This is a genomic window from Curtobacterium oceanosedimentum (assembly GCF_020297365.1).
GTDB lineage: Bacteria > Actinomycetota > Actinomycetes > Actinomycetales > Microbacteriaceae > Curtobacterium.
In genome coordinates this window covers 1-26566 of sequence record NZ_JAIXIG010000022.1, presented here as the reverse complement: position 1 = coordinate 26566, position 26566 = coordinate 1, and the positions used below count along the sequence as shown (strand labels likewise).

General features: G+C 72.2%; 24 protein-coding genes, 1 tRNA gene and 1 pseudogene. 17 read left to right on the top strand and 9 right to left on the bottom strand.

The features are described 5' to 3' along the window. From mtrB to secA, 5 genes are all read left to right on the top strand, one after another. Positions 1-1698, top strand: a complete 1698-nt coding sequence (mtrB, locus tag LEL83_RS11075) for an MtrAB system histidine kinase MtrB (RefSeq protein ID WP_225558846.1) — start codon at positions 1-3, stop codon at positions 1696-1698. Continuing rightward, the gene (locus LEL83_RS11070) at positions 1698-3386 is read left to right on the top strand and encodes an LpqB family beta-propeller domain-containing protein (RefSeq protein ID WP_225558845.1); all 1689 of its coding nucleotides are present in this window, start codon (positions 1698-1700) and stop codon (positions 3384-3386) included. Before mtrB ends, LEL83_RS11070 begins: the two co-directional genes overlap by 1 nt. Before the next feature lie 95 nt (positions 3387-3481). Next, the gene (locus LEL83_RS11065) at positions 3482-4258 is read left to right on the top strand and encodes a ComF family protein (protein ID WP_225558844.1); all 777 of its coding nucleotides are present in this window, start codon (positions 3482-3484) and stop codon (positions 4256-4258) included. Positions 4259-4418: 160 nt separating this feature from the next. Continuing rightward, complete coding sequence (gene hpf / locus LEL83_RS11060; protein WP_198656220.1) at positions 4419-5117, top strand: ribosome hibernation-promoting factor, HPF/YfiA family; 699 nt, start codon at positions 4419-4421, stop codon at positions 5115-5117. 179 nt (positions 5118-5296) lie between these two features. After that, positions 5297-8080: a preprotein translocase subunit SecA gene (secA, locus tag LEL83_RS11055; RefSeq protein WP_198656219.1), complete on the top strand. Its 2784-nt coding sequence runs from the start codon at positions 5297-5299 to the stop codon at positions 8078-8080. Positions 8081-8152: 72 nt separating this feature from the next. On the opposite strand, the gene LEL83_RS11050 is transcribed toward secA, so the two are convergent. Next, the gene (locus LEL83_RS11050) at positions 8153-8668 is read right to left on the bottom strand and encodes an Rv3235 family protein (protein WP_225558843.1); all 516 of its coding nucleotides are present in this window, start codon (positions 8666-8668) and stop codon (positions 8153-8155) included. Positions 8669-8787: 119 nt separating this feature from the next. Between LEL83_RS11050 and LEL83_RS11045 the strand changes: the two genes are divergently transcribed. After that, positions 8788-10287: a sensor histidine kinase gene (locus tag LEL83_RS11045; RefSeq protein ID WP_198656217.1), complete on the top strand. Its 1500-nt coding sequence runs from the start codon at positions 8788-8790 to the stop codon at positions 10285-10287. Positions 10288-10352: 65 nt separating this feature from the next. Here LEL83_RS11045 and LEL83_RS11040 read toward each other — a convergent pair whose 3' ends face one another. Next, on the bottom strand, positions 10353-10601 hold the full coding sequence (locus LEL83_RS11040) for a WhiB family transcriptional regulator (protein WP_022904217.1): 249 nt from the start codon (positions 10599-10601) through the stop codon (positions 10353-10355). Between the two features lie 260 nt (positions 10602-10861). On the opposite strand from LEL83_RS11040, the gene LEL83_RS11035 reads away from it, so the two are divergent. Next, positions 10862-11293, top strand: coding sequence for a hypothetical protein (locus LEL83_RS11035; protein ID WP_225558842.1), 432 nt, complete (start codon positions 10862-10864; stop codon positions 11291-11293). Positions 11294-11371: 78 nt separating this feature from the next. Here LEL83_RS11035 and bcp read toward each other — a convergent pair whose 3' ends face one another. Next, positions 11372-11842 (bottom strand): thioredoxin-dependent thiol peroxidase, encoded by a 471-nt coding sequence (bcp, locus tag LEL83_RS11030; protein ID WP_198656215.1) that lies wholly within the window; start codon positions 11840-11842, stop codon positions 11372-11374. A gap of 95 nt (positions 11843-11937) precedes the next feature. Between bcp and LEL83_RS11025 the strand changes: the two genes are divergently transcribed. After that, positions 11938-12010, top strand: a tRNA-Lys gene (locus LEL83_RS11025). A gap of 105 nt (positions 12011-12115) precedes the next feature. Here LEL83_RS11025 and LEL83_RS11020 read toward each other — a convergent pair. Then, a complete protein-coding gene (locus tag LEL83_RS11020) occupies positions 12116-12766 on the bottom strand; it encodes a YigZ family protein (protein WP_225558841.1) in 651 nt (216 codons plus the stop codon). Between the two features lie 99 nt (positions 12767-12865). On the opposite strand from LEL83_RS11020, the gene LEL83_RS11015 reads away from it, so the two are divergent. The 7 genes from LEL83_RS11015 (at position 12866) to LEL83_RS10985 (ending at position 17931) form a co-directional block, all read left to right on the top strand. After that, positions 12866-13306, top strand: a complete 441-nt coding sequence (locus LEL83_RS11015) for a hypothetical protein (protein ID WP_198656213.1) — start codon at positions 12866-12868, stop codon at positions 13304-13306. After that, entirely contained in the window at positions 13303-13767 is a 465-nt protein-coding gene (locus LEL83_RS11010; RefSeq protein WP_225558840.1) for an ImmA/IrrE family metallo-endopeptidase, read from the top strand. Before LEL83_RS11015 ends, LEL83_RS11010 begins: the two co-directional genes overlap by 4 nt. Continuing rightward, positions 13764-14690 carry a hypothetical protein gene (locus tag LEL83_RS11005; protein WP_225558839.1) on the top strand — a complete coding sequence of 309 codons (927 nt, stop codon included), beginning with the start codon at positions 13764-13766 and terminating at the stop codon, positions 14688-14690. Before LEL83_RS11010 ends, LEL83_RS11005 begins: the two co-directional genes overlap by 4 nt. 165 nt (positions 14691-14855) lie before the next feature. Further along, entirely contained in the window at positions 14856-15068 is a 213-nt protein-coding gene (locus LEL83_RS11000; protein ID WP_198656210.1) for an SCO4848 family membrane protein, read from the top strand. An 86-nt stretch (positions 15069-15154) separates the two neighbouring features. After that, entirely contained in the window at positions 15155-15832 is a 678-nt protein-coding gene (locus LEL83_RS10995; protein WP_198656209.1) for a response regulator transcription factor, read from the top strand. After that, positions 15825-17186: a sensor histidine kinase gene (locus LEL83_RS10990; protein ID WP_225558838.1), complete on the top strand. Its 1362-nt coding sequence runs from the start codon at positions 15825-15827 to the stop codon at positions 17184-17186. The genes LEL83_RS10995 and LEL83_RS10990 overlap by 8 nt, the downstream gene beginning before the upstream one ends. Positions 17187-17235: 49 nt before the next feature. Continuing rightward, a complete protein-coding gene (locus LEL83_RS10985; RefSeq protein ID WP_225558837.1) occupies positions 17236-17931 on the top strand; it encodes a PepSY domain-containing protein in 696 nt (231 codons plus the stop codon). Positions 17932-17937: 6 nt separating this feature from the next. Here the strand turns inward: LEL83_RS10985 and LEL83_RS10980 are convergent, their stop codons facing one another. Both LEL83_RS10980 and LEL83_RS10975 read right to left on the bottom strand, forming a co-directional pair. Continuing rightward, on the bottom strand, positions 17938-18240 hold the full coding sequence (locus LEL83_RS10980; RefSeq protein WP_225558836.1) for a hypothetical protein: 303 nt from the start codon (positions 18238-18240) through the stop codon (positions 17938-17940). 78 nt (positions 18241-18318) lie between these two features. Further along, a complete protein-coding gene (locus LEL83_RS10975; protein WP_225558835.1) occupies positions 18319-19854 on the bottom strand; it encodes an amino acid permease in 1536 nt (511 codons plus the stop codon). Positions 19855-19996: 142 nt separating this feature from the next. Between LEL83_RS10975 and LEL83_RS10970 the strand changes: the two genes are divergently transcribed. Beyond that, on the top strand, positions 19997-21163 hold the full coding sequence (locus LEL83_RS10970) for a mechanosensitive ion channel family protein (RefSeq protein ID WP_198656204.1): 1167 nt from the start codon (positions 19997-19999) through the stop codon (positions 21161-21163). Between the two features lie 104 nt (positions 21164-21267). On the opposite strand, the gene LEL83_RS10965 is transcribed toward LEL83_RS10970, so the two are convergent. Then, the gene (locus LEL83_RS10965) at positions 21268-21456 is read right to left on the bottom strand and encodes a hypothetical protein (RefSeq protein WP_198656203.1); all 189 of its coding nucleotides are present in this window, start codon (positions 21454-21456) and stop codon (positions 21268-21270) included. A 93-nt stretch (positions 21457-21549) separates the two neighbouring features. Between LEL83_RS10965 and LEL83_RS10960 the strand changes: the two genes are divergently transcribed. Then, complete coding sequence (locus tag LEL83_RS10960; RefSeq protein ID WP_225558834.1) at positions 21550-22701, top strand: SLC13 family permease; 1152 nt, start codon at positions 21550-21552, stop codon at positions 22699-22701. Positions 22702-22764: 63 nt separating this feature from the next. Here the strand turns inward: LEL83_RS10960 and LEL83_RS10955 are convergent, their stop codons facing one another. Next, the gene (locus LEL83_RS10955; RefSeq protein WP_198656201.1) at positions 22765-23736 is read right to left on the bottom strand and encodes a magnesium transporter CorA family protein; all 972 of its coding nucleotides are present in this window, start codon (positions 23734-23736) and stop codon (positions 22765-22767) included. 64 nt (positions 23737-23800) lie between these two features. Next, positions 23801-26566 (bottom strand): annotated as a pseudogene (locus LEL83_RS10950) (hypothetical protein); the annotation flags it as partial.

Here is a 26566-nt window from a genome sequence, read left to right as displayed (position 1 = left end):
GTGCCGCCCTCGACGCGCCCGTCGCGTGCGGCCAGCACCGCCACCGTCTCGATCGGCGTCGTCGGTCGCGGCCGGCGGCGCATGCGTCGGTGGCTCCGGCGCGGCTGGCGACCGATCGCGTTCCTGTGGCGGCGGTCGCTCATGTTCCGCTCGGTCGCCATCACGGTGATGACGACGGGCCTCGCGGTGGCGATCATCGGCACCGCCGTCATGGTGAGCATCTCGACCAACGTCTACTCGCAGCGGCGCGACCAGATCGAGTCGGAGTCGGCGCGGGCGACCATCGTCGCGCAGGGCATCTTCGACGCCGCCACGGCGGCCGAGGACAACAACCAGTCCGAGCTCGAGACCCTGCAGAACGAGGCGCAGCAGGCGATCCTGTCGAACACCACCAGCCCCGGCGGCACGAGCATCGCGATCGAACGCAGCCCGGGCCAGTCGACCCCGCAGACGCTGCAGACCATCGCGAGCCAGGACTTCCCCGACGCCGTGATCACCGACGCGCTGCGCAAGGAGGTCGGAAAGAACACCGGCCGGCTGAGCCTGCAGCCCGTGGAGCTCGACGACGACGGGCGCCGTGTCCCGGGCCTGGCGGTCGGTTCGACGCTGCAGATCCCGAGCGCCGGGCAGTACGAGCTCTACCTGGTCTACGACCTGTCCGACGCCCAGCAGACCCTGGACTTCGTGTCGCAGACCCTGTCGATCGGCGGCGTCGCGCTCATGGTGCTCATCGCCCTGGTGACGTCGCTCGTGGTCCGGTTGGTGGTCGTCCCGATCCGCGGGGCGGCCGAGACGAGCCGGAAGATCGCCGCCGGACGACTGGACGAACGCATCCCGGTGCGCGGGCAGGACGACCTGGCGACGCTCGCCCGCAGCTTCAACGGGATGGCCGAGGCGGTCAGCCGGCAGATCACCCAGCTCGCCGAGCTGTCCCGCGTGCAGCAGCGCTTCGTGTCCGACGTCTCCCACGAGCTCCGCACCCCGCTCACGACCATCCGGCTCGCCGGCGACGTGCTCTACGACTCCCGTCACGCGTTCGAACCCGCGGTCGGCCGGTCCGCCGAACTGCTGCACGCCCAGGTGGAGCGCTTCGAGCTCCTGCTGGCCGACCTGCTCGAGATCTCCCGCTACGACGCCCAGGCCGTGCAGCTCGACACCGAACCCGTGGTGCCGGCGGCGCTCGCCGCGGACATCGTCGACGAGTTCCGGCCCCTCGCCGAGCGCGCCGGCGTCGAGCTCCAGCTCGTCACGCCCGGTGGCCACACCACGATGCGGCTCGACGCGAAGCGGGTGCGCCGCATCCTGCGGAACCTGGTCGGCAACGCCGTCGAGCACGGCGACGCCCGGCCCGTGCAGGTGGTGGTGGACAGCGACGCCAGGACCGTGGCCATCGCGGTGCGCGACCACGGCGTCGGCATGCCCCCGGAGGACGCCGCCCGGGTGTTCGACCGGTTCTGGCGTGCCGACCCGAGCCGCAAGCGCACGATCGGCGGCACCGGGCTCGGGCTCGCCATCAGCCTCGGCGACGCGAAGCTGCACGGCGGCCGCATCGACGTGTGGTCGCGGCCGGGCGAGGGGTCGACCTTCGTCCTCACCCTGCCCCGCAACGAACACGGCACCACCGCCACCTCGGCGATCCCGCTGCCCGAGCTCGACGAGTCGTACGACGGCCCGCGCGCCGTGCGAGAGGAGTCCTGATGCGAAGCCGTCCCCGGATCCGCCGCGTCCTCGCCACGGCCCTGGCCGCGCTCGGCGTGCTCGCCCTCACCGCCTGCGCCGCGATCCCGGTCGACGGCGGCGTGCGCACCGGTCAGACCATCAAGGACGAGTCGCTGTCCGGCGTCGACTTCCGGCCGGACAAGCCGATCACCGGTGCCGACCAGACCGCGATCCTGCGCGGGTTCATCGCGGCGGCCACCGGGGCCCAGGACAACTACGCCATCGCCCGGCAGTTCCTGGCGTCCGGCTTCGCCGAGCAGTGGAACCCGCGGCAGGGCGTCACGATCCGCGACGGCAGCGGCACGGTCGAGCGCGCCGACGACCGCGAGCTCACGTACACCCTCACCGCGAGCGCCACGGTCGACGCCGAGGGGGAGTACACCCAGGCGGTCCGGCCGACCTCGTCGACGCTGACGTTCCAGTTCGTCCGCGAGGACGGCGAGTGGCGCATCGCGTACGCCCCCGACGGGATCATCCTGTCGCCGGTGAGCTTCGCGTCGGTCTTCCAGCCGCACGCGCTCTACTTCTACGACCCCACCTACCGGTTCCTCGTGCCGGACCAGCGCTGGTTCCTCGCGCGGTCCTCGACGAGCACGCGCATCGCCAGCGCCCTGCTCGCGGGCCCCGCGGACTGGCTGAAGGGCGCCGTCGTCTCGTCGTTCCCGGAGGGCACGCAGCTCTCGCTCAACGCCGTGACCATCGACAGCGGCACCGCGCTCGTCGACCTGTCCAGCGACGCCCTGCGCGCGAGCACCGTCGACAAGGTGCGGATGCGGGAACAACTGAGCAAGTCGCTCGCCTCGGTCGCCACGATCTCGTCGGTGACGATGACGTTCGAGGGCACGACCGTGGCGCTGCCCGACACCGGCGGCGCGGACGCGCAGGTGAACCCCGACGTCGACCCGCGCCCCCTGGTCGAGGACGACGGCACGGTCGGCTACGCCGCGACGGGGACGGGTGACGTGGCCGAGCTCGGCAGCGGCGTCGGCGACGCGATCGCCCGGCTCGACCCGACCTCCATCGCCCTGTCGGCGTCCGGCACCACCGCCGCCGTCGGCAACCGGGACGGTGCCGTCGTGGTGCGCGGCGACGACCGCCTGCGCGTGGACGCCCGCGAGGACCTCGTCGCACCCACCCTGGACGACCTCGGCTTCGTCTGGGTGGGCCAGCGGTCCGACACGCGCCGGGTGACGGCGTACGGGCTGGGCGGCGACCCGCACCAGGTCGCGACCTCGCTGCCCCGCGGCGACCTCGTGTCGTTCCAGCTGTCGCGCGACTCCACCAGGGCACTGGCGCTCATCGAGACCGGCGACGGTCCGGGCTTGTACGTGATGGCCGTCATCCGCGGGTCCGACCGCGCCCCGACCGCGCTCGGCCCGGCGGTGCGCGTGCAGGCGGCGACCGGCAACGCGGTCGGAGCGACCTGGGTCGACGACACCGACGTGGCGTCGGTGGGGCAGACCGCCGCCGGTCCGAACGTGGTGCGCACGACGATCGGGGGCAAGTCGAGCACCCTGCCCCGACCGGACGGGCGCGCGACCGCGATCAGCGGCGGCGGGGGTGGCGCACTGCTCCTCCGCACGTCGGACGGGTCGGTGCTGCAGTCGACCGGCGGCGCGTGGGACACGACGCTCGTCACCGCCGACGTGCTCGGCGTCCAGCGCTGACGGCAGCCCTCCACAGCCGGGACGGCCGGGAGGCCCGTCCACCGTCCGACATGCTGGCCCACCGCCGCCGTCCGTGCGGTACCACGCTGGTGGCCGTGCCACCGGACCTGCCTGCGACCCCACCGCCCATCACCTCACCGCCCACGGACCCGTCGCCCGAGCCGCCGACGCCGTGGCGCGACGCCGCGCTCGCGGTGCTCGGGCTGTTCCTGCCGGTCGCGTGCCTGTGGTGCGGGCAGCCCGACCGGGCGCTCTGCCCGGGGTGCCGGCGTGCCCTCGCCGCCCGGCCCGGACGGGTGCGACTCGTCGCCGGGGTCCGGCTCGACGCGGCCTTCGCGTACGAGGGGCTCGTCCGCACGCTGCTGCTCGAGCTGAAGCTGCGCGGTCGGGTCGACGTCGCCCGGCCGCTCGGCACCCGGTTCGGTGCACTCGTCCGGGCAGCGCTCCAGGCCGCCCCTGACGACGCGGTCGTGCTCCGCGTGCCGCCGTCGCGGTTGGGGTCGCGGCGGCGGGGGTTCGACCCGGTGGTGCTCCTGCTCGCCAGGGGCGGTGTGCGCCGGACGCGGGCGCTCCATCGCGGGCGACACAGCGCGACCGACCCTGCGCCCGCGGCCGGGGCCGGGGCCGGGGGTGCCGGCCCCCGCCTGGGGCACGTGCTCCGGGCGGGCGCCGGGCAGAAGGAGCGCACGGCGGTGGAACGCGTCGCCGCCACGGTCGGGACGCTCCGGGCCGTGGGGGTGGCCGGCCGCGACGTCGTCCTGGTCGACGACGTCGTGACGACCGGCGTCACCATGGCCGAGGGCGTCCGTGCCGTGCGGGCCGCCGGGGGCCGGGTGGTCCGCTGCGTCGCCGTGGCGAGCGTCGACGACTGACCGCCTCGGTGAACGCCCGGTGTCCACTGTGCGTCCGGTGGGTGTCCGGCTGACTCGCCGTGGGGCCGTGACGCCGAGCAGTCGACGGGTCTAGCCTCGCGGCAAGGCGTTCGGGTCGCCGGACGGAGGCGACGCGCCGACACTGGATGGGAGCCGCCACATGGACGTGACGATCACGGGCCGGAACGTCGGGGTCACCGACCGTTTCCGCACCTACGTCGAACAGAAGTCCGAGAAGATCGACGTGCTCGCCGACCGCGCCCTCGCCTTCGAGGTGCGCATCAGCCGCCACAACGAGAAGTCGGGCGGCAGCCAGGGCGAGGACCGCGTGGAGCTCACGCTGATCGGTCCGGGGCCGCTGGTCCGGGCGGAGTCCGCGGCGTCGGACAAGTACGCCGCGTTCGACCTCGCCTTCGCGCGGATCACGGAGCGCCTGCGTCGCGCACGCGACCGCCGCAAGGTGCACCACGGCCGACACCGCCCCACCTCCGTCGCCGAGGCCGCCGGCAACGCCTTCGACGGCATGGGCGTCGTGCCCGCCGACGGCAAGCTCATCGAGGACGTCGCGACCGGCGCCGTGCCGGTGGTCGACGACCAGCGCGAGGACGACGAGAGCGAGGTCTACAGCCCCGTCGTCATCCGGCAGAAGGTGTTCGAGGCCGCCCCGATGACCGTCGACGACGCGCTGTACCACATGGAGCTCGTCGGGCACGACTTCTACCTGTTCCTCGACGCCGAGACCCGTCGTCCGAGCGTCGTGTACCGCCGCAAGGGCTGGGACTACGGCGTGATCGGCCTCGACGAGGTGTCCGCCGACCGGGCCCCCGCGGACGAGGCACCCGTCAGCGCGATCGCCTGACCCCTCGCCGCGGATCCGTTCCGCGACCGTGTGCGCGGCCCGTCCTCGGGCCGCGCACACCCGTTCCGCCCCCGATCGGGCAGTGGCGCTCCTCACAGCGCGGCGGTGGTCGCGGGTTGCTAGCATGACTGGTCGATCGGGCGCGCAGGTCGCGCGCGACGACCTCGTAAGGAGCTCACGTGGCAAACGTGCTGGAGAAGGTCCTCCGCATCGGCGAAGGACGAACCCTCCGTCGGCTGAAGGCGTACGCCTCGGCGATCAACGACCTCGAGGACGACTTCTCGAGCCTCACCGACGAGGAACTCCACGACGAGACCAAGGAGCTCCGCGAGCGGTACGCCAACGGCGAGACCCTCGACGACCTCCTGCCCGAGGCGTTCGCGGCCGTGCGCGAGGCGGCGAAGCGCACGCTCGGCATGCGGCACTTCGACGTGCAGCTCATGGGCGGCGCGGCGCTGCACCTCGGCAACATCGCCGAGATGAAGACCGGTGAGGGCAAGACCCTCGTCGCGACGACCGCCGCCTACCTCAACGCGATCCCGTCGCGCGGCGTGCACGTCATCACGGTGAACGACTACCTGGCGTCGTACCAGTCCGAGATCATGGGCCGCGTCTTCCGCGCCCTCGGCATGACGACCGGCTGCATCATCGCGAACCAGACCCCGGCCGAGCGCCGCGAGCAGTACGCCGCCGACATCACGTACGGCACGAACAACGAGTTCGGGTTCGACTACCTGCGCGACAACATGGCGTGGCAGGCGTCGGACATGGTGCAGCGTGGCCACTTCTTCGCCGTCGTGGACGAGGTCGACTCGATCCTCATCGACGAGGCCCGCACGCCGCTCATCATCTCCGGCCCGTCCTCGGGCGAGGCCAACCGCTGGTTCACCGAGTTCGCCTCGATCGCCAAGCGCCTCACCCCCGGCGAGGACTACGAGGTGGACGAGAAGAAGCGCACCGTCGGCGTGCTCGAGCCCGGCATCGAGAAGGTCGAGGACTACCTCGGCATCGACAACCTGTACGAGTCGGCGAACACCCCGCTCATCTCGTTCCTGAACAACTCGATCAAGGCCGTCGCCCTGTTCAAGCGCGACAAGGACTACGTCGTGATGAACGGCGAGGTGCTCATCGTCGACGAGCACACCGGCCGCATCCTGATGGGACGCCGCTACAACGAGGGCATCCACCAGGCCATCGAGGCCAAGGAGGGCGTCGAGGTCAAGGCCGAGAACCAGACCCTGGCGACCGTCACGCTGCAGAACTACTTCCGCCTGTACCAGAAGCTCTCCGGCATGACCGGTACCGCCGAGACCGAGGCGGCCGAGTTCATGTCGACGTACAAGCTCGGCGTGGTCCCGATCCCGACGAACAAGCCGATGCAGCGCATCGACCAGACCGACCTCGTCTACAAGAACGAGAAGGCGAAGTTCGAGCAGGTCGCCGAGGACATCGCGGAGCGCCACGAGAAGGGCCAGCCCGTCCTGGTCGGCACCACGAGCGTCGAGAAGTCCGAGTACCTGTCGAAGCTCCTCGCCAAGAAGGGCGTCAAGCACGAGGTCCTCAACGCGAAGAACCACGCGCGTGAGGCCGCGATCGTCGCGCAGGCCGGTCGCCTCGGCGCCGTGACCGTCGCGACGAACATGGCCGGCCGCGGCACCGACATCATGCTCGGCGGCAACTCGGAGTTCCTCGCCGTGCAGGAGATGCACGCCAAGGGCCTTTCCCCGACGGAGACGCCGGACGAGTACGAGGCCGCCTGGGACGACGTCTTCGCCGAGGTCAAGAAGACCGTCGAGGAAGAGGGCGACAAGGTCCGCGAGGCCGGCGGCCTCTACGTCCTCGGCACCGAGCGCCACGAGTCCCGCCGCATCGACAACCAGCTGCGTGGACGGTCCGGCCGTCAGGGCGACCCGGGCGAGAGCCGGTTCTACCTGTCGCTGACCGACGACCTCATGCGCCTGTTCAACTCCGGTGCCGCCGAGAGCCTGATGGGCCGCTCGAACGTGCCGGACGACCTGGCGATCGAGAACAAGCTCGTCGGCCGCGCGATCCGGTCCGCCCAGGCGCAGGTCGAGGGCCGCAACGCCGAGATCCGCAAGAACGTCCTGAAGTACGACGACGTCCTGAACCGGCAGCGCGAGGCGATCTACAGCGACCGACGCCACATCCTCGAGGGCGACGACCTGCACGACCGCGCGCAGTCGTTCCTCAAGGCCGTCATCGACGACGTCATCGACTCCCACACCGGCGAGGGCTCGCCCGACGACTGGGACCTCGACGCCATGTGGACCGAGCTCGGCACGCTCTACCCGATCTCGATCTCGATCGACGAGGTCATCACCGAAGCCGGCTCGAAGGGCAAGGCGTCGCGCGACTTCCTCGCCCGCGAGATCCTCTCCGACGCCAAGCTGGCGTACCAGCAGCGCGAGGAGCTCCTCGGTGACGAGGCGATGCGCGAGCTCGAGCGTCGTGTCGTGCTCTCGGTGATCGACCGCCGCTGGCGCGACCACCTGTACGAGATGGACTACCTCAAGGACGGCATCGGCCTCCGGGCGATGGCGCAGCGCGACCCGCTGGTCGAGTACCAGCGCGAGGGCTACGCCCTGTTCCAGACGATGATGGGGCAGATCCGCGAGGAGTCCGTGGGCTACCTGTTCAACCTCGAGGTGCAGGTACAGTCCGACGGCGAGAACGCGGTCATCGAGGCCAAGGGCCTCGGCGAGGACGAGGTCTCCGGCCTCGAGTACTCGGCGCCGTCGATCGACGGCGAGGTCGAGGTCCGCGACGAGCGCGGCCGCCTCGAGCAGGCAGCAACGGCCCGCGCGCAGCGCGCCCAGGCCGAGGCCGAGGCCGCAGCGGCGCCCGAGCAGGGCTCCGCCTTCGGCAACGCCGCCACCGCGTCCGGTCAGGCCGCCGCGGCGGGCAACCGGGCCGAGCGTCGGCAGGCCGCCAAGAAGAACTAGCGTCGGCACCGCCGGACGGGAGGCACGGGACCAGCTGGTCCCGTGCCTCCCCTCCTCCGTCCGGGGTCGCCGCTAGAGCACGCCGACGGCGGTGGCCCGCCACCTGCCGTGCCGTTCCTCGAGCCGGATGGCGACCGCGCGGGCGTGGCTGCGGGTGTGCACGACGACCGTCGCCTCGGCCACGCCCCGGGCGGGTCGGCAGACGACCACGCTGCCGACGCGGAGCACGGGTCGGCCGCGGGACCGACGGGCCGTGCTGCGGGCCCGGGCCGCGAGCGCCGCACGCTGCTGCAGGTGTCGGTGCACGTCGTCGGTGATCCAGCGGGCGATGCTGTCGACCTCGCGGGCGCCGGTGAGCACCTCGGCGATGCAGAGGCCGAGCGCGCGGGCCGTGGCCGCGGGGTCGCCCGGGTCGGCGGAGGCCGGGGGAGGCGACGGGTCCGTGACGGCTCCGACGGCTGCGATCGACCCGTCGCGTCGGTCCGGTCCGTCCGACTCGTGCTCGTGCGGTCGTTCCGGGTCGACCGCGACGAGCCGCGGTGGACGTGTCGTCGCCGTGTCCTCGATCCGGCGTGCCTGCTCTGCCACCCCTGCCCCTTCCGTCGGTGGACTGAGCGTATGATGTGTACGACATGCAGAATACGGACGGGTGTCAGCCTGTGGAGAGGGCGGCATTGTCCACAAGGCGCCGGACCTAGACTGGCGTGGTGTCGACCCTCAGTGACCTCGTCCTCGCGCAAGGCCGTTCCTCCGAAGCAGACGTCGAGTGGCTCCACCTGCTCGTGGGGGACTGGCAGCTCCTCGCCGACCTGTCCTTCGCCGACATGGTGCTCTGGGTCCCGACCGCCGAGGACGGCTCGTTCGTCGCGGTCGCCCACGCCCGACCGAGCTCCGCGGCGACGCTCTTCTACCGCGACATCGTCGGGCAGGAGCTCCGCGAGGAGTGGCGCGGCCAGGTCACCGAGAGCTTCGCGGGAGCGCGCGTCGTCGACTCCGCCGAGCCGGACTGGTACGAGGACACTCCGACCCGCGTCCGGGCGATCCCGGTGCTGCGCCGACTGAGCGCGAAGAGCACCGAGACGACCGAGCGGCCCATCGCGGTCGTCACGCGGCACTCCAACCAGGACGAGATGCGGACCCCGAGTCGCCAGGAGCTCAACTTCACGGCGAGTGCGAACGACCTGTTCGGCATGATCGCCACCGGTGACTTCCCCGACCTCGGCGCCCCGGCCGGCCCGCGGCGTGGGGCCCCGCGCGCCAGCGACGGCCTGCTGCGGCTCGACACCGCCGGCACCGTGACGTTCGCGAGCCCCAACGGCCTGAGCGCCTTCAACCGGATGGGCTTCGAGGGCGAGCTCGAGCGCAAGTCCCTCGCCGAGGTCACGACCGAGCTCATCGGCGCGCAGCTCGACGTCGACGAGTCCCTGCCCCTCGTGGTCACCGGGCGGGCACCGTGGCGCGCCGACGTCGAGGCGAAGGGCGTCACGGTGTCCCTGCGCTCGATCCCGCTGCGTGACCACGGGGAGCGCATCGGCGCGATCGTGCTCTGCCGCGACGTCACCGAGCTGCGGCACCAGGAGCGCGAGCTCATCACCAAGGACGCCACCATCCGCGAGATCCACCACCGGGTGAAGAACAACCTGCAGACGGTGGCGTCACTGTTGCGCATCCAGGCCCGCCGCACGCACTCCGACGAAGCCCGGACGGCGCTGCAGAACGCGATGCGCCGGGTCGCCGCGATCGCCGTGGTGCACGACACCCTGTCCAGCGGACTCAGCCAGACGGTCGACTTCGACGAGGTCTTCGACTCGGTGCTCAAGCTCGTCACCGAGGTCGCCGCGTCGCACAACACCACGGTGCAGCCGAAGAAGACCGGCGAGTTCGGGGTCCTGCCCTCCGAGGCCGCGACGCCGCTCGCCCTCGGTCTGACCGAGCTCGTGACGAACGCGGTCGAGCACGGGCTGGACGGCCGCGACGGTGAGGTCGAGATCGTCGCCCGCCGCTTCGACGACCACCTGGAGATCGAGGTCCGTGACAACGGCGTCGGGCTGCCCGAGGGCAAGGTCGGGTCAGGCCTCGGCACGCAGATCGTCCGCACCCTGATCCAGGGCGAACTCGGCGGCACGATCGACTGGCACACCCTGACGGGCAGCGGCACCGAGGTCACGATCTCGATCCCGTTCCGCTGGCTCACCGCCGCGGCGTAGCCGCGAACGACGACGCCCGCCGTCCCCGGAGGGACGGCGGGCGTCGTGGTGTCGGACGACCTCGGTCAGGAGGCGCGGCGGGCGCGGGCGGCGCGACGCTTCAGCGCACGACGCTCGTCCTCGCTGAGGCCACCCCAGACACCGGAGTCCTGGTTGTTCTCGAGGGCGTACTGCAGGCACATCTCGGTGACGGTGCAGCGCGCACACACCGACTTGGCCTTCTCGATCTGGTCGACGGCGGGCCCGGTGTTCCCGACGGGGAAGAAGAGCTCGGGGTCCGCGGTGAGGCAGGCTGCCTGGTCACGCCAGTCCATGTGTGGTGCTCCTTGATGTCGATGCTCGAACGGCAGGCCGGGGCCGTGGTTCGGGGGATCGGAACGCTGACATGCATGCGGCATGACGGGGACAACTGTGGGGAGGAGTCCGCAGGAAGCGAGTCTGACGCCCGCGCGACGCTCGGGGGAGGAGCGATGAACCACGGGAGACGCACACCACATCGTGCCGTCCAAACGACCTCCAATATCGTTCCATACTGGTAGGGCCAAATCAAGGGTTGCAATCCTGGAGGATCACTGTGCACGACGACACCCCGAACGACACGGACGCCTCCGCTCCCGCCGCACGCCGTACGCCGGCGATGCTGGGACTGCTCGTCGTGGTGGGGCTCGAGTTCCTCGCCCTCGTGGTGGTGACCGTCGTCCTGGTCGTCGAGCTCGTCGTCGCGCCGGCCACGAGCATCGCCTCGGCCATCGCGCTGACCGTCCTCGCGGCGATCGCGGCCCTGTGGCTCGGTGCGCTGCTGAACGGCCTGTGGAAGGGCCGGTCGTGGGTGCGCTCCGGGATCATCGTCTGGCAGGTCCTGCAGGGCGCCGTCGCGATCGGCGCGTTCCAGGGCGTCTTCCGGGTGGCCGCGGTCGGCTGGGTGCTGCTCATCCCGGCGCTGCTCGGGATCACCCTCGTGCTGTCGCGCTCGGTGACGGCCGCGCTCGCGCGCCCGGTGGAGTGATCGGTCCGGTCCGGACCCACTGGAGGCCCGGCGCCGGTTCTCGGAACCGGCGCCGGGCCTCCAGTGCGTGGCCGGTCCTCAGACCAGGCCGAGCTTCTTCCGCAGGCTCGCGACGTGGCCGGTGGCCTTGACGTTGTAGAGCGGCAGCTGCACCGTGCCGTCCTCGTCGACCACGATCGTCGAGCGGATGGTGCCGGTGACGATCTTCCCGTAGTTGTTCTTCTCGCCCCACGCCGCGTAGGCCTGGTGCACCGTCAGGTCGGGGTCGCTCAGCAGCGGGAAGGTCAGCGCCTGCTCGTGCTGGAACGTCTTGAGCTTCGCGGGCTCGTCCTTCGAGATGCCGAGCACCTCGTAGCCGGCCGCCTGCAGGGACGACATGTTGTCGCGGAAGTCGCACGCCTCGGTGGTGCACCCGGGGGTGGACGCCGCCGGGTAGAAGTACACGATCACCTTCCGGCCGCGCAGGTCGGCGAGGGCGTGCTCGACACCGTCCTGGTCGGGCAGCGTGAAGTCGGGGGCGGTGTCGCCGGCGGCGAGACGGTCGGTCATGGTGCTCCTGTTCGCGTCGTGTGCCGACGAGTGGTCGTGGGCACGCGAAACCCATGCTATTGTTGATTCCCGTTGCGGCACGGAAGCCGGAACATGCACCTCTAGCTCAATTGGCAGAGCAACTGACTCTTAATCAGTGGGTTCTCGGTTCAAGTCCGAGGGGGTGCACCGCAGGACGAACGCCCCGGCTCATCGAGTCGGGGCGTTCGTGCGTTCCGGGACCGTACACGCGCCGACAGCGGGACACGCCCGAGGTGCACAGCAGCCGAGAAGTCAGTCCGCGTGCACGTCGACGATCCGTTCCTCGCCGACGACGGGGTCGACGGCCCCGGCCGACGCCGCAGCCAGGTCGGCCCGCAGCACGTCGAGGGCGTCGGCGGGGACCCAGACCTCGAAGGTCGCCGCACGCCCGTACGTCGTCGGGCCGAGGGTCGCGTGGTGGTGCCGGACCCACTCCCGCAGGACGTTGTCGAGCCGTCCGGCGTCGGCGTGGTCGACGTCGAAGCGCACCCGCGTGAGCGCCTCACGACGGACGAGCGCGGCCGCGTCGAGTGCCTCGGCGACCGAGGTCGAGTAGGCGCGCACCAGTCCGCCGGCCCCGAGCTTGACCCCGCCGAAGTACCGTGTGACCACCGCGACGACGTCGGTCAGCTCGCGGCGTCGCAGGACCTCGAGCATCGGGACGCCCGCGGTCCCGGAGGGCTCGCCGTCGTCGGAGGAGCGTGCCTGGTCGCCGAGCACGCCCGTGACCATCGCGGTGCAGTTGTGCCGGGCGTCCCAGCGGCGGCGTCGGACCTCGGCGATCACGCGGTCGGCGTCCTCCACGCCGTCGACGGGTGCGAGCGTCGTGATGAAGCGCGACTTCGTGATGACGATTTCGTGCTCGACCGCTGCCGCGATGGTGGCGGGGAAGCGTCGGGGCACGTCCCGAGGGTACCGGCGCGGCGGTGGGCGCCCGCGCTACCATGGCGTCCACGCGCCGGGCCGACGGGTCGCGCGGACACGGCTGGGGAGGAGCCCGCGATGGACACCGACGACCCGAAGGGCGGCGCCCTCGACGCAGCCGAACTCGCGCGCCGGCTCAACCTGCTGCTCGACTTCGAGGAGTCCCAGCGCGGGACACCGGTGCCGTTCGCCTCGATCGAGGAGTACGTCGCCGCCGGGGGCGGGTCGCTCTCGCGGGCGAAGTGGACCTACATGCTGTCGGGCGACGGTCGCCGCAACCGGGACTCCGACCTGCTGCGTCTGCTGGCCGGGTTCTTCGAGGTCGACGAGCGCTTCCTGCTCGAGGACAGCGCCGTGCCGGAGCGGATCGGCGCCCAGCTCGCCCTCGTCCGGTCCCTGCGCTCCGCGCGGGTGAGCGGCTTCGCGGCGCGCACGTTCCCCGGCGAGCTCTCGCCCGAGGCACTGCGGCGCATCGCCGAGGTGCTCGAGGAGGAGTCGCAGCGGGGGACCGTCGCATGAGCACGGACGCCCTGCTCGACGCGTTCTGGGAGCGCGGTGCCGACGAGGGCTGGTCGGACGTCGACCAGGCCGTCGCCGCCGCCGCCCAGGTCGTCGGCAAGCCGATCGTCGTGCGTGAGGAGCAGTTCCTCGCCGCGGAACCGGTGTGCGGCTTCGTCGCCACGCTCGAGCGGGCGCACCTCGTGATGATCTCGCCGACCGCGTCGCCGACCTTCCGGTCGTTCGTCATCGGCCACGAGCTCGGGCACGTCCTGCACCGCCACCACGAGCACGCGCCGCAGTCGGCCTACATCCGCGACGTGATCCCCGACCTGCCGGAGTACAAGGTCGAACGGGCGCTGGCCCGCGGGATCTTCTCGAACGCGTACGAGCACGAGGCCGAGGTGTTCGCCGACCGCCTCGCCACCCTGATCCGTCAGCATCGCGGCCGCCCGAGCGCCTTCCGCGGGGTCTTCGGGTGATCGTCGCCGTCGTCATGGCGGTGCTGCTCATCGTCGGGACGATCGCGCTCTTCGTCCTGCAGCGCGGGCAGGACCGCACGCTGGCGTTCACGTTCCTGCTCTTCGCCGCGACCATCGTGACGAACGTCGATCCGCTGTACCGGTGGCTCGACCCGCTGCTCGGTGGCCGCAACGTGGTGACGGTCGTCAGCGACTGCCTGATGGTCGCCGGCACAGGCACGCTGCTGTGGGGCGTCGCGAAGGCCGTGGGCGCCGCACGGCCGTGGCTCCGGAACGCGATCGCCGTGTCGTTCGTCGCGGTCCTCGTCGTGGTCGTGACCGCCTTCGTGGTGCTCGACCCGCCGGCCACCACGACCACGTTCATGCTCGACGCCGGGTCGCACCCGGCGGCGACCGTCTACGCCGCGGCACAGACCGTGTACCTGGGGCTGGCGCTCGGCGCGACGGGCATCATCTGCGTGCTGCGGTTGCGCGAGGCGCGGACGACCACCGACCTGGTCGGTCTCTGGGCGCTCGTGCTCGGCGGGGTGTTCGGGGTCGTGCGCATGGTGGTGGTCGTCGTGATGGACGTGGCCCACGTCGTCGGCGACCTCGAGCTGACGCACGCGCTCGGCCTGCCGTACGACGTCACCACGCCCGGAGCGGTGCTGTGCGCGGCGTCCGGGATGCTCCTGCTCGTCATCGGTCACCGGATCTCCCGTCGACGCCGGGACCGACGCGTCGAGCAGGCGCTGCGGCGCCTCGGCCCCCTGCACGAGCGCTTCGGGGTCGACAACGCGTACCCCGCGAGCGACGACCCCGCGACACGTCTCAGCCGACGGATCGTCGAGATCACGGACGGCGTGCGCTCCGCCCGGGTTTCGTTGCGCGAGGACGAGCGGGCGGTCCTGGCCGAGGCGGAAGCGGCGCTCGAGACCGCCTGACGGCCCGGCACCGGCCGCGTCAGGGCGGAACCGGGGTGCTCGACGCCGCACGACGGGCCGTGTAGGGTCTGTAGCAGGTGCTACAGGAGCTGTGGCCAGCCGGGTCGGGACTCGGCCGCGTTGGGGGCGGCCGAGCACCACCGGCCCGGTGCGTAGGATCGGACCGTGTTCGTCTTCGCCGCAGTCGTCCTGTTCCTCGGTGCCGTCTTCAACGTCGTGACCTGGCCGCGCTTCTTCCAGCGGGTCGCCTCGGACCCCCGCGCCCGTGACGCGGCCGGCAAGCCGACGACGTTCTACACGGTCCACCTCGTGCTCCTGCTCATCGCGCTGGCCATCGCCGTCGCGTCGGTGATCGGCGGGATCCTGCTGCTGGTCTGACCCGACCGGCCGCGGTCGCGGCTGGCGCCGTGTCGGTACGGCCCTGCTTCAGCGCTGCTTCAGCGGCGCACGGCAGGATCGTCGCCATGCGTGTGCTCGTGGTCGACGACGAGGTCCGGCTCGCCGACGGCGTGCGCCGCGGGCTCGAGGCCGAGGGCTGGGCGGTGGACGTCGCGCACGACGGCGTGGACGGCCTCTGGCACGCACGCGAGTTCCGCTACGACGCGATCGTGCTCGACCTGATGATGCCGGGCCTGAGCGGTTGGGCCGTGTGTGCTCGGCTCCGCGCCGACGGCGACTGGACCCCGGTGCTCATGCTGACCGCCAAGGACGGCGAGTGGGACCAGGTCGAGGCGCTCGACGCCGGCGCCGACGACTACGTCACGAAGCCGTTCTCGCACCCGGTCCTGGTCGCGCGGCTCCGTGCCCTCGTCCGCCGCGGCGCGCGGGAACGTCCGACCGTGCTGACGCTCGGCGACCTGGTCGTCGACCCCGCCGCGCGCACTGTGCGCCGCGGCGACGTCGCCGTCGAGCTCACCAGCCGCGAGTTCGCGGTGCTCGAGTACCTCGCCCGGCACCCGGGACAGGTCCGCTCCAAGCGCGACGTCATCGAGAACGTCTGGGACGTCGACTTCGAGGGCGACCCGAACATCGTCGAGGTGTACGTCGGGCACCTGCGCCGCAAGCTCGACCGACCGTTCGGACGCGCCGCGATCGAGACGGTCCGTGGTGCCGGGTACCGCTTGGCGGCCGACGGTGGGTGACACCGGGCAGGCCACGACCCGGCGGCGGTTCCGCTCGGTCCGCGCCCGGACGACCCTCGGCGCCGGCGCCGTCGTGCTGGCTGCCCTGGTGGTCGGCGCCGTCGCGTTCGTCCTCGTGCTCCGGTCCGTGCTCCTCGACGGGGTGCGGGCCACGGCGGAGGCCGGTCTCGAACAGGTGTCGTCGCAGGTCGAGGCGGACGGCGTCGGCGTGGTCGCCGGGTACGAGGACGTCCTGGTGCAGGTCGTCGGCGCCGGCGGGACCGTCCTGGCGCACGGCGAGGACACCGACGGGGTCGTGCTCCCGACGGACGACGAGTCCCGGTGGTCGCACGACGGCGAACGGTGGCTCCTGGTGGCCGACGGGGTCGACCTGCCGAGCGGCGACGAGGGCACCCTCGTGTACGGCGCATCGCTGGAGCAGGCCGACACGGCGGTCCGCACCGCGGTCGTCCTGCTCGCCGTCGGGGTCCCGGTCCTCGTGCTCGTGCTGGTCGGCGTGACGTGGGTCGTGACGGGCCGCTCGCTGCGCCCGGTGGAGCGGATGCGCACCGAGGTCGAGACGATCCGTGCGGCGCGACCGGACGCCCGCGTCGACGTGCCGGACACCGGGGACGAGGTCGCCCGGCTCGCGACGACGATGAACGGCATGCTCGACCGGCTCGACCGCGCGGCGGCGAGCCAGCGGCGGTTCGTGTCCGACGCGTCGCACGAACTCCGGTCGCCGATCGCGTCGATCCGCCAGCACGCCGAGGTGGCCCGAGCGCACCCGGACCGCTCCGACGTCGGGGCGCTGGCGGCGGTCGTCCGCTCCGAGGCGGTGCGCCTGCAGGAGCTCGTGACCGGCCTGCTCGAACTCTCGCGCCTCGACGAGGGCGGACTCGCGACGCGGCGGGCGGTCGACCTCGACGACCTCGCACTCGACGCCGTCGCCCGCGCCCGATCGGCTTCGCAGGACGACGACGGCGAGCGGTCCGGCGTCCGGGTCGACGGTTCGGGGATCGGGGCGGCGCGGGTGCTCGGCGACGAGCGCGTGCTCGCCGGGGTGGTCCGCAACCTCGTCGACAACGCGGTGCGGCACGCCCGGTCCCGGGTCGCCGTCGCGCTCGTGGCGCAGGACGGGGCGGCCGTCCTGACGGTGGACGACGACGGCGCCGGGGTACCGGAGGACGCGCGGGAGCGGGTCTTCGAACGCTTCGTCCGACTCGACGAGGCCCGCAGCCGCGACGCCGGTGGTGCCGGACTCGGACTCGCGATCGTGCGGGACGCCGTGCGGGCACATGGCGGACACGTCTCGGTGACCGTGTCGCCGCTCGGGGGAGCCCGCTTCGTGGTGCGCATGGCGCTCGGCGACTGATCAGCCGGCTTCAGGCCTGCTTCAGCGCCTCGACGCGATGCTCGTCCCCATGAACCTCCGCACCCAGCACCAGAAGTCCTCCGCCCGCCGCGTCGCCGCGTTCGCCGCCCTGCCGATCGTGGCGGCACTCGCACTCACCGGCTGCGCCGGCGATGACGCCGACGACGACACCCGTTCGGTCGGCTCCGGCTCGGCCGGCTCGTCGGCCACCGAGGCGTCCGGCAGCGGCTCGTCCTCCTCCTCCGGTGCCGGTGCCGGTGCCGGCGCCGGCACCGGCGCGACGTCGGCGGCCTCGAACGAGGCGCTGCTCGCCGCCGTCGCGACCGCGCGCGGCGAGGTCGGCTCGGGCACCGTCATGTCCGCCGAGCACGAGCAGGGCGCGTCGGCCTACGAGGTCCTCGTCGTCACGAAGGACGGCACCGAGCACGAGGTGCACACGAACGCCGACGGCACCGCGGTCGCCGGGACGCCGCAGACCGAGGCCGCCGACGCGGACGACACGGCGGAGCACGAGCGTCTCGTCGCCGGCGCCGACCTGAGCGTGAAGCAGGCCGTCGACGCCCTCCGTGACCTGCACACCGGCACCGTCACCGAGATCGGGCTCGACGACCACGCCGGCGCGGTCGTCTGGGAGGGCGACGTGCTCGAGTCGTCCGGCACGAAGCACAGCGTGCGGATCGATGCCGGGAGCGGTGACGTCGTCACCGACCGTGTCGACACCGACCGCGCCGACTCCGACGACTGACTCCGCTCAGCCCTCCTGCTGCGGCGGTCCGAGCACCTTCCGGACCGCCAGCTCGGCGACGCATTCGTCGGGCGTGTCGAGCAGGACCCGGTAGGTCTCCTGCGGGGTGACGAACTCGACGCACACCGCGTCCTCGTCGCACGGCCCCAGCCGCCAGGCCTGCACCTCGTCCATCGGCACCGCGGTGCGCGCCGGACGCTGGTAGTCGGTCTCCGCCTCGAGGCGACCGGGGAACGCCCGGAGACGACCGTAGGCGCCTCGCCAGCTGAGCTGCAGGTCGAGCGTGGGGGAGACAGAGGAGTCCGGCACCCGCCGATCGTAGCGACGGGTGCCGGACTCCTGACATCGCGCGGCCGCAGGGCTCGCGTTCCGGGGACAATCCTCGGGTCAGACCCCGTCGTCGCCGTCGCGGCGGACCGGGGCGGCCGGGTTGCGGACGCCGATCGGGAACGGCCCGGTGACGCCCTCGCGCAGTGCGGCGATGCGCAGGATCCGGTCGCGCTGCAGGAACCAGCCGACCACGAGCAGCGGGATCACGATCACGAGCGACGCGATCGTGTACGTCCCGATGGGGTAGTCGATCGCCATCAGGACGATGACCGACGCCAGGAACGCCAGGGTGAGCCACGAGGTCACCGGGGCACCGGGCAGCTTGAACGAGGGCTCCTTGGCGAGTCCCTGCTTGGCCCACTGCCGCAGGCGCATCTGGCAGAGGATGATCGTGCCCCACGCGGTGATGATGCCGAGGCTCGCGATGTTCAGCGCGATCTCGAACGCCTGCTTCGGGACGAAGTAGTTCAGCACGACGCCGGCGACGGTGAACGCCGCGGTGAGCAGGATGCCGGCGTACGGCACACCGCCCTTCGACATCTTCGTGGTCCACTTCGGTGCCGACCCGTTCATGCCCATCGAGTGGAGCGCCCGACCGGTCGAGTAGAGGCCGGCGTTCAGCGAGGACAGCGCGGCGGTGAGGACGACGAAGTTCATGATCCCGCCGACGATCGACCCGACCTGCGGGTTGCCGAGCGACGAGAAGAACGTCACGAAGGGGCTCTCGCCCTCCTTGTAGGCCGTGTACGGCAGCAGCAGGGAGAGCAGGACGATCGAACCGACGTAGAAGACCGCGATGCGGAAGACGACGGAGTTGATCGCGCGGGGGATGACCTTCTCGGCGTTCTGCGTCTCGCCCGACGCGGTGCCGACGAGCTCGATGGCCGCGTAGGCGAAGACGACGCCCTGGATCACGATGACCGCCGGCAGCAGCCCGTTCGGGAACAGTCCGCCGTTGTCACCCCAGATCATGAAGCCCGTGCGGACCGCTTCGCCGCCGGCCTCGACCGGGAACGCGAAGACCAGCCAGACGATCGCGACGACCAGGAACGCCACGAGCGCGGCGACCTTGATGAGCGCGAACCAGAACTCGAGCTCGCCGAACACCTTGACCGCCACCATGTTCGCGGCGAGGACGACCAGCAGCGCCACCAGGGCCAGCAACCACTGCGGCGCAGCCGTGAAGGCCGACCAGTACTGCAGGTAGATGGCGACGGCGGTGGTGTCCACGATCGACGTCATCGCCCAGTTCAGGAAGTACATCCACCCGGCGGCGTAGGCGAACTTCTCGCCGTAGAACTCGCGGGCGTACGAGATGAACGAGCCCGAGGACGGGCGGTGCAACACCAGCTCGCCCAGGGCCCGCAGGATGAAGAAGGCGAAGATCCCGGCGACCAGGTAGGTCAGCGCGAGCGCCGGACCCGCGGTGTGCAGGCGTCCGCCCGCGCCGAGGAAGAGTCCGGTGCCGATGGCCCCACCGATCGCGATCATCTGCAGTTGCCGGGGCTTCAGGCCGTGCTGGTAGCCCTCTTGCTCGTGCGAGAAGTCGTTGGCCGGTGCGCGGCTCGCGCCCGTGTCGTTCTGCGCTGTCATGCGCGACAACCTACATGCGCACGGGGCCCGGCTCGTACACCGGCCCCGGTCCGGTCGGCTCCGGACGCCTGAGCGACCCGACAGGGACGGCGCTCGGGCAGGTTCCTGGACGGCGGCCGACGTCCGTTGCTTGCATGGAGGGATGGACATCCTCCTCCGACTCCTCGTCGCGATCGGGTTCGCCCTGCTCGTCACCGCCCTCGCCGCCCTCGTCCTGCACCTGGTGCTGCGGACCATCGCCCGCCGGGAACGGTGGGCCGGTGTGCTCTCGCGCCGGACGAAGCACCCCTTCCGCACCACGCTCCTGGTGGTGCTGCTGTGGATCGCGTTCACCTCGAGCATCCCGCGCGACCCGGACGCGTACCCCTGGCGGGACGAGGTCGTGCACGGCTTCCTCATCGTGACGATCGCCGTCGGCTGCTGGCTCGCCTGCCAGGTGGCGATCTTCCTGGAGGACCTCGGGCTGCACCGCTTCCGCATCGACGTCCCGGACAACCGGCAGGCACGGCGGATCCGCACCCAGGTGCTCATCATCCGGCGGCTCACGATCGCCGTGCTCGTCATCATCGCCGTCGGTGCGATCCTGCTGACCTTCGACGGCGTCGAGGCGGCTGGTGCGAGCGTCCTGGCGAGCGCCGGGCTCATCTCGGTGGTCGCGGGTCTCGCCGCGCAGTCGACGCTCGGCAACGTGTTCGCCGGCATGCAGCTCGCGTTCTCGGGCTCGATCCGGGTGGACGACGTGGTCGTCGTGGAGCAGCAGTGGGGCCGGATCGAGGAGATCACCCTGACCTACGTCGTCGTGCACCTGTGGGACGACCGCCGCTTCGTGCTCCCGTCCACCTACTTCACGTCGACGCCGTTCGAGAACTGGACGCGCACCGGCAGCGAACTGCTCGGCGCCGTCGAGTTCGACCTGGACTGGCGGGTGAGCCCGGCCGACATGCGTGCCGAGCTGGACCGGATCCTCGCGACCTCGACGATCTGGGACGGCCGGGTCAAGGTCCTGCAGGTCACCGACGCGGTCGGCGGGACGGTACGGGTGCGCATCCTGGTGACGGCCCCGGACGCCGGTGGCCTGTTCGACCTGCGCTGCTACGTGCGCGAGGAGATGGTCGAGTGGATCCAGCGGACCCACCCCGACGCCCTGCCGGTGCAGCGCGTGCAGCTCACCGAGCCCGGCGCGCCCGCGCTGCGCCGCCGCGGCCGTGCGGCGGAGGGGGACTCGCAGCTCTTCGGCGACGCCGACGAGCGCGGCGCGCTCTTCACGGGCCCGATCCAGACGTCCGGCATCCCCGAGTCGGAGCGCTGACCGCCCTGGACCGCACGTGCGACGGACGGGAGGCCCGGTGCCAGCTGGCACCGGGCCTCCCGTCCGTCAGGGGGTCGCGACTGCGGCCCCTGCCGCGCTCCGGCCTACTGGCGCGCCTTGACGGCGCGGTCGTCCTCGACGACCGTGCCGATCGCGACGATCGTCGTGGCGAGCCACGCGATCCACGTCAGTGCGAGCCGCCAGTCACGCGGGCCCTGCCGCGTGGTCTGCAGCACGCTGTAGCCGCTGATGAGCGAACTCCACACGGCACCGTTGAACATGAACTTGCGCACAGAGGCCTCCTGTCGTCGTGCCGACCACGCTACCGGCCAATACATTGGAGCGCCGCCGGTCACCCTGGGCCGGCGACCGGAGGAGGAGGACGCGTGCGTCAGGCGGTCATCGGAGCAGCCCTGCTCGTCGTGGGCGCGGTGTGCGTCGTGTTCGGACTCCTGCCCCTCGACGACCTCGGCGCTCTGGCGGGGCGGGTGCTGCCCGTCCTCGGCTTCGTGCTCGGGCTGACCGTCGTCGCCGAACTGGCGGCGGACGCCGGCGTGTTCGACCGTCTGGCCGACGTCGCCGCGCGGGTCGGCGGGGGTCGCACGATCGGGCTCTGGGGCGCGGTCGTCGTGCTCGCGGTCCTCTGCACCGTCTTCCTGTCGATCGACACCACCGCCGTGCTCCTCACCCCCATCGTCATCTCGCTCGCGCGCCGGGTGGGTCTGCCGCCGATGCCGTTCGCGCTCACCACCGTCTGGCTCGCGAACACGGCATCGCTGCTGCTGCCGGTCTCGAACCTCACCAACCTGCTCGCCGTCGACCGGATGGGACTGGGCGGACCGCTGCCGTTCGCCGGGCTGATGGCCTGGCCCGCCGTCGCCGGGGTGGTCGTGCCGTGTGCCGTCCTGCTCGTCCTCTTCCGTCGGCAGCTGTTCGGCCGGTACACGCCCGTGTCGGTGCGGCGCCCGGCCGACCCGGTGTCGTTCTGGGCGGCGTCGGCCGTGCTCGTGGCGCTCGTCGTGGCGCTCACCGCCGGCGTGACCGTGTGGATCGCGGCGGTCGCGGCGGCCCTCGTGCTCGTCGTGGTCGCGGCGGTGCGGTCCCCGTCCGAGTTCCGTCCGTCGCGGGTGCCGTGGTCGACGCTGCTGTTCGCCGCCGGTCTCTTCGTCGTGGTCGAGACGCTGCACAGCACCGGGCTGACCGACCCGGTCGTGCAGGCGCTCGAGGGCGGCACGGGCACCGGTCCGCTCCTGCTGCTCGGCGGGGCCGGGGCCGTCGCCGCCAACGTGATCGACAACCTGCCCGCCTACCTGGTGCTCGAGCCGGCCGCCGGGCACGAGGCCGTGCGGTACGCGGCCCTGCTGATCGGGGTGAACGCCGGCTGCCTCATCACGCCGTGGGCGTCGCTCGCGACCCTGCTGTGGCACGCCCGGCTGTCAGCCGAGGGGGTGCACCTGTCGTGGGGGCGGTACATCGCGCTCGGGTGCGTCGTCGCACCGCTGACCGTGGTCGCCGGCGTGTTGGCCCTGCAGCTCTGACGCGGGCGAACTGCGCCGGCGTGCTCGTGGAGGCTGCGCCGGCGTGCTCGTGGAGGCTGCGCCTCAGAGCCAGTCGCGGGTCTTGAACACGCGGTAGAGCACGAGCGACGACGCGATGATGATGGCGAGCGAGGCACCGAGTCCGCTCCAGGCGCCCTCGCCCGGGAACTTCACGTTCTGCCCGAAGAAGCTCGTCACCCCGGTCGGGATGGCGATGATCGCCGCCCAGCTCGTCACCTTCTTCATCACGGTGTTCTGCCGGTTCGACGCCAGGTTCAGCGTGGTGTCGAGCACGCTGGACACGGCGTCGCGGAGCTGCTCGACCGAGTCGGCGATCGACACCAGGTGGTCCTCGACGTCGCGGAAGTACGGGCGGACCCCGTCGGCGATCGTCTCCGCGTCGCCGTGCAACAGCGACGCGACGCTGTCCCGTGTCGGGACGACCAGGCGCCGGAGCAGGCCCAGGCTCTTCCGCAGTCGGAACGAGCGCCGCTGGATCTGGTGCTCCCGGGGGTCGCCGGGTTCGAACAGGTCGTCCTCGAGCGCGTCGATCTGCCGCTCCAGGTCCTCGACGGTGTCGGTGGCGTGGTCGACCACGGCGTCGAGCAGCGCCCAGACCAACCAGGGCACGCCGTGCTCGGCGAGGTCGGCGTTCGCCGTCAGCCGGCGTTCCATCGCCGTCGTGTCGACGTCGGCGCCGTGGATGGTCACGAGCGCGTGCCGGGTGACGAACGCCTTCACCTCGTGTGTGACGAGGTCGCCGGAGTCGTCGGTCCCGCCGACGTCGTAGACCACCAGGAACAGACTGTCCCGGTACCGGTCGAGCTTCGGTCGCTGGCCGTGCTCCACGGCGTCCTCGACGGCGAGGGCGTGGATGCCGAGCTCCTCCTCGACCTGCTCGAGGTCGGCTGCTGTGGGGTCCGTGTAGTCGAGCCAGACGAAGGTGCCGTGCTGTCCGACGAGGTCGGAGACCCGGTCGACGGGGAAGTCCTGTTCGACCGCGTCCCCGTCGCACCACGCCCGTGTCCTGACCATGGCGTCAGCCTAGTGAGACGGCCGACCCGGGGATCCCGGATCGGCCGTCGTGCTGCGCGGACGCTCAGTAGCCGGGGACGAGCTTCCCGTCCTCGACCTTCAGGTACTCGTTCACCACGAACGTGTCCTCGCCGCGCTTCCTGTCGCCCGTGTACGAGGTGTAGTCGTACGCGACCGCGCCGTCACGGGTGCTCGTCACCAGGACGGTGCCGGAACCCGTGGCCTCGACCTCGAGCTCGGGCTTCGTCGTGACGTCGTACCGCACCGAGCCCTCGGCGTCGTACGGGCCGTACCAGGGGCAGTCGCTCAGCGCGCTGATGTCGGTCTGCGCCGCGCACTCCTCGAGCAGGTCGTCGACGTACTGCTCGGCGTCCTGCTGCAGCGCCTTCGTGGCCTTCGGCGAGAAGTCGACGTAGCCCGAGGTTGCCGCACCGACGGCGAGCTCCTGCGTGCCCCCGGTGAAGTACTCCGTCCCGCCGACCGTGATCTCGTACGTGCCCGGGTAGGCGAGCGAGGTGAACTTGCCGTCCGTGATCTCGCCGATCTCCTTGCCGCCGATGGTCACCGGCGCGCCCTCGAGCACGTCGGTGGCGGTCAGCGTCACGGTCTGCGCGAGCGGCTGCGTGACCCGCCACTCGTCCTTGACCAGGAACGCGGTACCGGTCCGGCGGAGTGTCACCTGACCGGAGCGGTTCTCGCCGTCCTGGGTGTAGCTCAGCGTGGCGATGGCGTTGTCACCGGACCGCTGGACGCGACCGACGCGGATGTCCGAAGGGCGGTCCTCCGCGCTCTCCAGCACGGTGGAGTCGAGCATCGCCGCGTCGGAGGGGACCTCGCTCAGGTCGGCGGCGGTGTCGGCGTCACCGCTGGCGATCGCCTGGACGTAGGACTTGACGGTCGGGGCCGGACCCCACACGTTCGCGCGGAGGACGCTCGTCGTGACGGCACCGGCGATGACGACGACGACCACGGCGCCACCGGCGATGAGCGACCGCACCAGGATCCGCTTCGCCTTCGGGGACATCGGTGCCGGGGCGGGAGCGCCGCCGCCGATGAAGGGCTGCGCCGGCTGTGCGAGGTACAGGGGCTGCGGGTACCCCGGCTGTGCGGCGCCGGACTGCGCGCCGTACCCGGGCTGCGTGCTGCCGGGTAGCCCGGTCCCCGGCTGCGCGCTCGGCTGCTGCGCGGCTGCGCCCGGCGTGCCCGTCCAGTGGCCGTCCGTCGGCGGGACCTGCGCGGTCGGCCCGGACGGGCCGGTCGGTGCGGCAGGGGCGGAGCCGGCCGGGAACGCCGGCGCCTGGCCCGCCGCCGCTGCAGCCGGGGACGCCGTCGCCGGAGCGCCCGGGAACGTCCCGGGAGCGCCGGGGGACACCGTCGGTGCGACCGGGCGCGGGTCGGCACCCACCAGCCGCGACGTCCGCAGCACCACGGCGCCGCCGAGCCGGGGGAGCAGCACCGGGGCGAGGAAGCGTGCGACGACCTCGATCGCGCCGCCCCACACCGCGAACACCAGGGGCGTCCACGGCGCGACGCCGACCGACCCGGCGCCGGCCGTCGAGCTGACCCCGTCGACCCGGTAGGACACGATGCCCGTGCCGAGCACGAACAGCAGCAGTCCGAACGCGAACCACACCAGGGGCGTGACGACCCAGTCGAGCGTGGTCCGGACACGGTCGTTGCGGCGGACGGCGAGGGCGAGGCCGGCCGCGACCGAGGTCACGACGACGAGCAGCACGACCAGCCACGTCCAGCCGCCAGCACCGCCGAACACCGAGGCGGTGTCCGAGACCGAGCCGAGGCCGGACGTCCCGACACCGCCGAGGAAGCCGAGCGCGGTGAGGGCGACCGCGACGTTGCCGAGCAGGAGCGGCAGGGCCGCCCCGTACTCGGGCTGGGCGACCAGTGCGGCGACGACGACGACCAGCGCGACCGGGACGACCACGAGCGTGAGCTGCGACGCGGCGATCCGGAGCGTGCCGAGCAGCCGTGCGGCCAGCAGGTTGCCGCCGACGAGCGCCGACGGGCGGGCGAGCGCAGCGGCCAGGGCGCCGATGACGAACGCACCGAGCACGCTGCCGACACCGACCGCGTGCACCGGCTCGATCGCCGCACCGGCGACCGAGGGGAACCGGATGGCGAACAGGCCGGCCGCACCGTTCGTCAGGACGGTGGTGACGAGGCCGCTGACCACGGCGGTGAGGAGCACCTGCGGTCGGCCCAGGGCACGGGTGCGGATGCGTCGGGTGAGCACGACGGCGAGTACGACCTGCGCGGTCAGGACGAGCGCCGGGACGACCGCGAGCGCGCCGGACCCGGACCCGAGCAGGCCGATCGAGCCGGACAGGTGGAGTCGGCCGAGGTCGGCGAGGGCGACCAGCTGGGCCGGGGCGCCGAGCAGGACGCTCACGCCGGACAGCAGCGACTCGATGTCGGGCGTCGTGCCGCCCAGGTCCGGAGCGGAGCCGGGACCGGTGGACGGGGTGGAGGAACCGCTCCCGCCGGACGCCAGGAGCGCCACCGTGAGCAGGAGCGAGAGCCCCGCGACGACGTAGGCGGCGACCCAGCCGCCGACGGCGGCGAGCACCGCGGCGAGCCAGTCGCGACCGGTGACGGCCTGCAGGGCGCGACCGAACGCACCGGGCTGCTGCGGGGCGGGCGCGAACGGTCCGGACGGCTGCTGCGGGCCTCCCGGCTGCTGCCACCCCTGCTGCTGGCCCTGCGGGACGGGCTGACCCTGCTGCCACCCCTGGTGCTGCCAGGCCTGCTGTCCCTGCTGGAACGGCTGGTCCTGCGGGCCGGGCTGGCCCTGTGGGGCCGACTGTCCGGGCTG

Bases quoted from the DNA above. Each gene is read 5' to 3' on its own strand.
- hpf (WP_198656220.1), top strand. From the start codon at position 4,419: ATGGACGTGACGATCACGGGCCGGAACGTCGGGGTCACCGACCGTTTC.
- LEL83_RS11040 (WP_022904217.1), bottom strand. From the start codon at position 10,601: ATGGACTGGCGTGACCAGGCAGCCTGCCTCACCGCGGACCCCGAGCTC.
- LEL83_RS11015 (WP_198656213.1), top strand. From the start codon at position 12,866: ATGGACACCGACGACCCGAAGGGCGGCGCCCTCGACGCAGCCGAACTC.
- LEL83_RS10975 (WP_225558835.1), bottom strand. From the start codon at position 19,854: ATGACAGCGCAGAACGACACGGGCGCGAGCCGCGCACCGGCCAACGAC.
- LEL83_RS11070 (WP_225558845.1), top strand. From the start codon at position 1,698: ATGCGAAGCCGTCCCCGGATCCGCCGCGTCCTCGCCACGGCCCTGGCC.
- LEL83_RS10995 (WP_198656209.1), top strand. From the start codon at position 15,155: ATGCGTGTGCTCGTGGTCGACGACGAGGTCCGGCTCGCCGACGGCGTG.
- LEL83_RS10955 (WP_198656201.1), bottom strand. From the start codon at position 23,736: ATGGTCAGGACACGGGCGTGGTGCGACGGGGACGCGGTCGAACAGGAC.
- LEL83_RS11010 (WP_225558840.1), top strand. From the start codon at position 13,303: ATGAGCACGGACGCCCTGCTCGACGCGTTCTGGGAGCGCGGTGCCGAC.
- bcp (WP_198656215.1), bottom strand. From the start codon at position 11,842: ATGACCGACCGTCTCGCCGCCGGCGACACCGCCCCCGACTTCACGCTG.
- LEL83_RS10970 (WP_198656204.1), top strand. From the start codon at position 19,997: ATGGACATCCTCCTCCGACTCCTCGTCGCGATCGGGTTCGCCCTGCTC.
- LEL83_RS10985 (WP_225558837.1), top strand. From the start codon at position 17,236: ATGAACCTCCGCACCCAGCACCAGAAGTCCTCCGCCCGCCGCGTCGCC.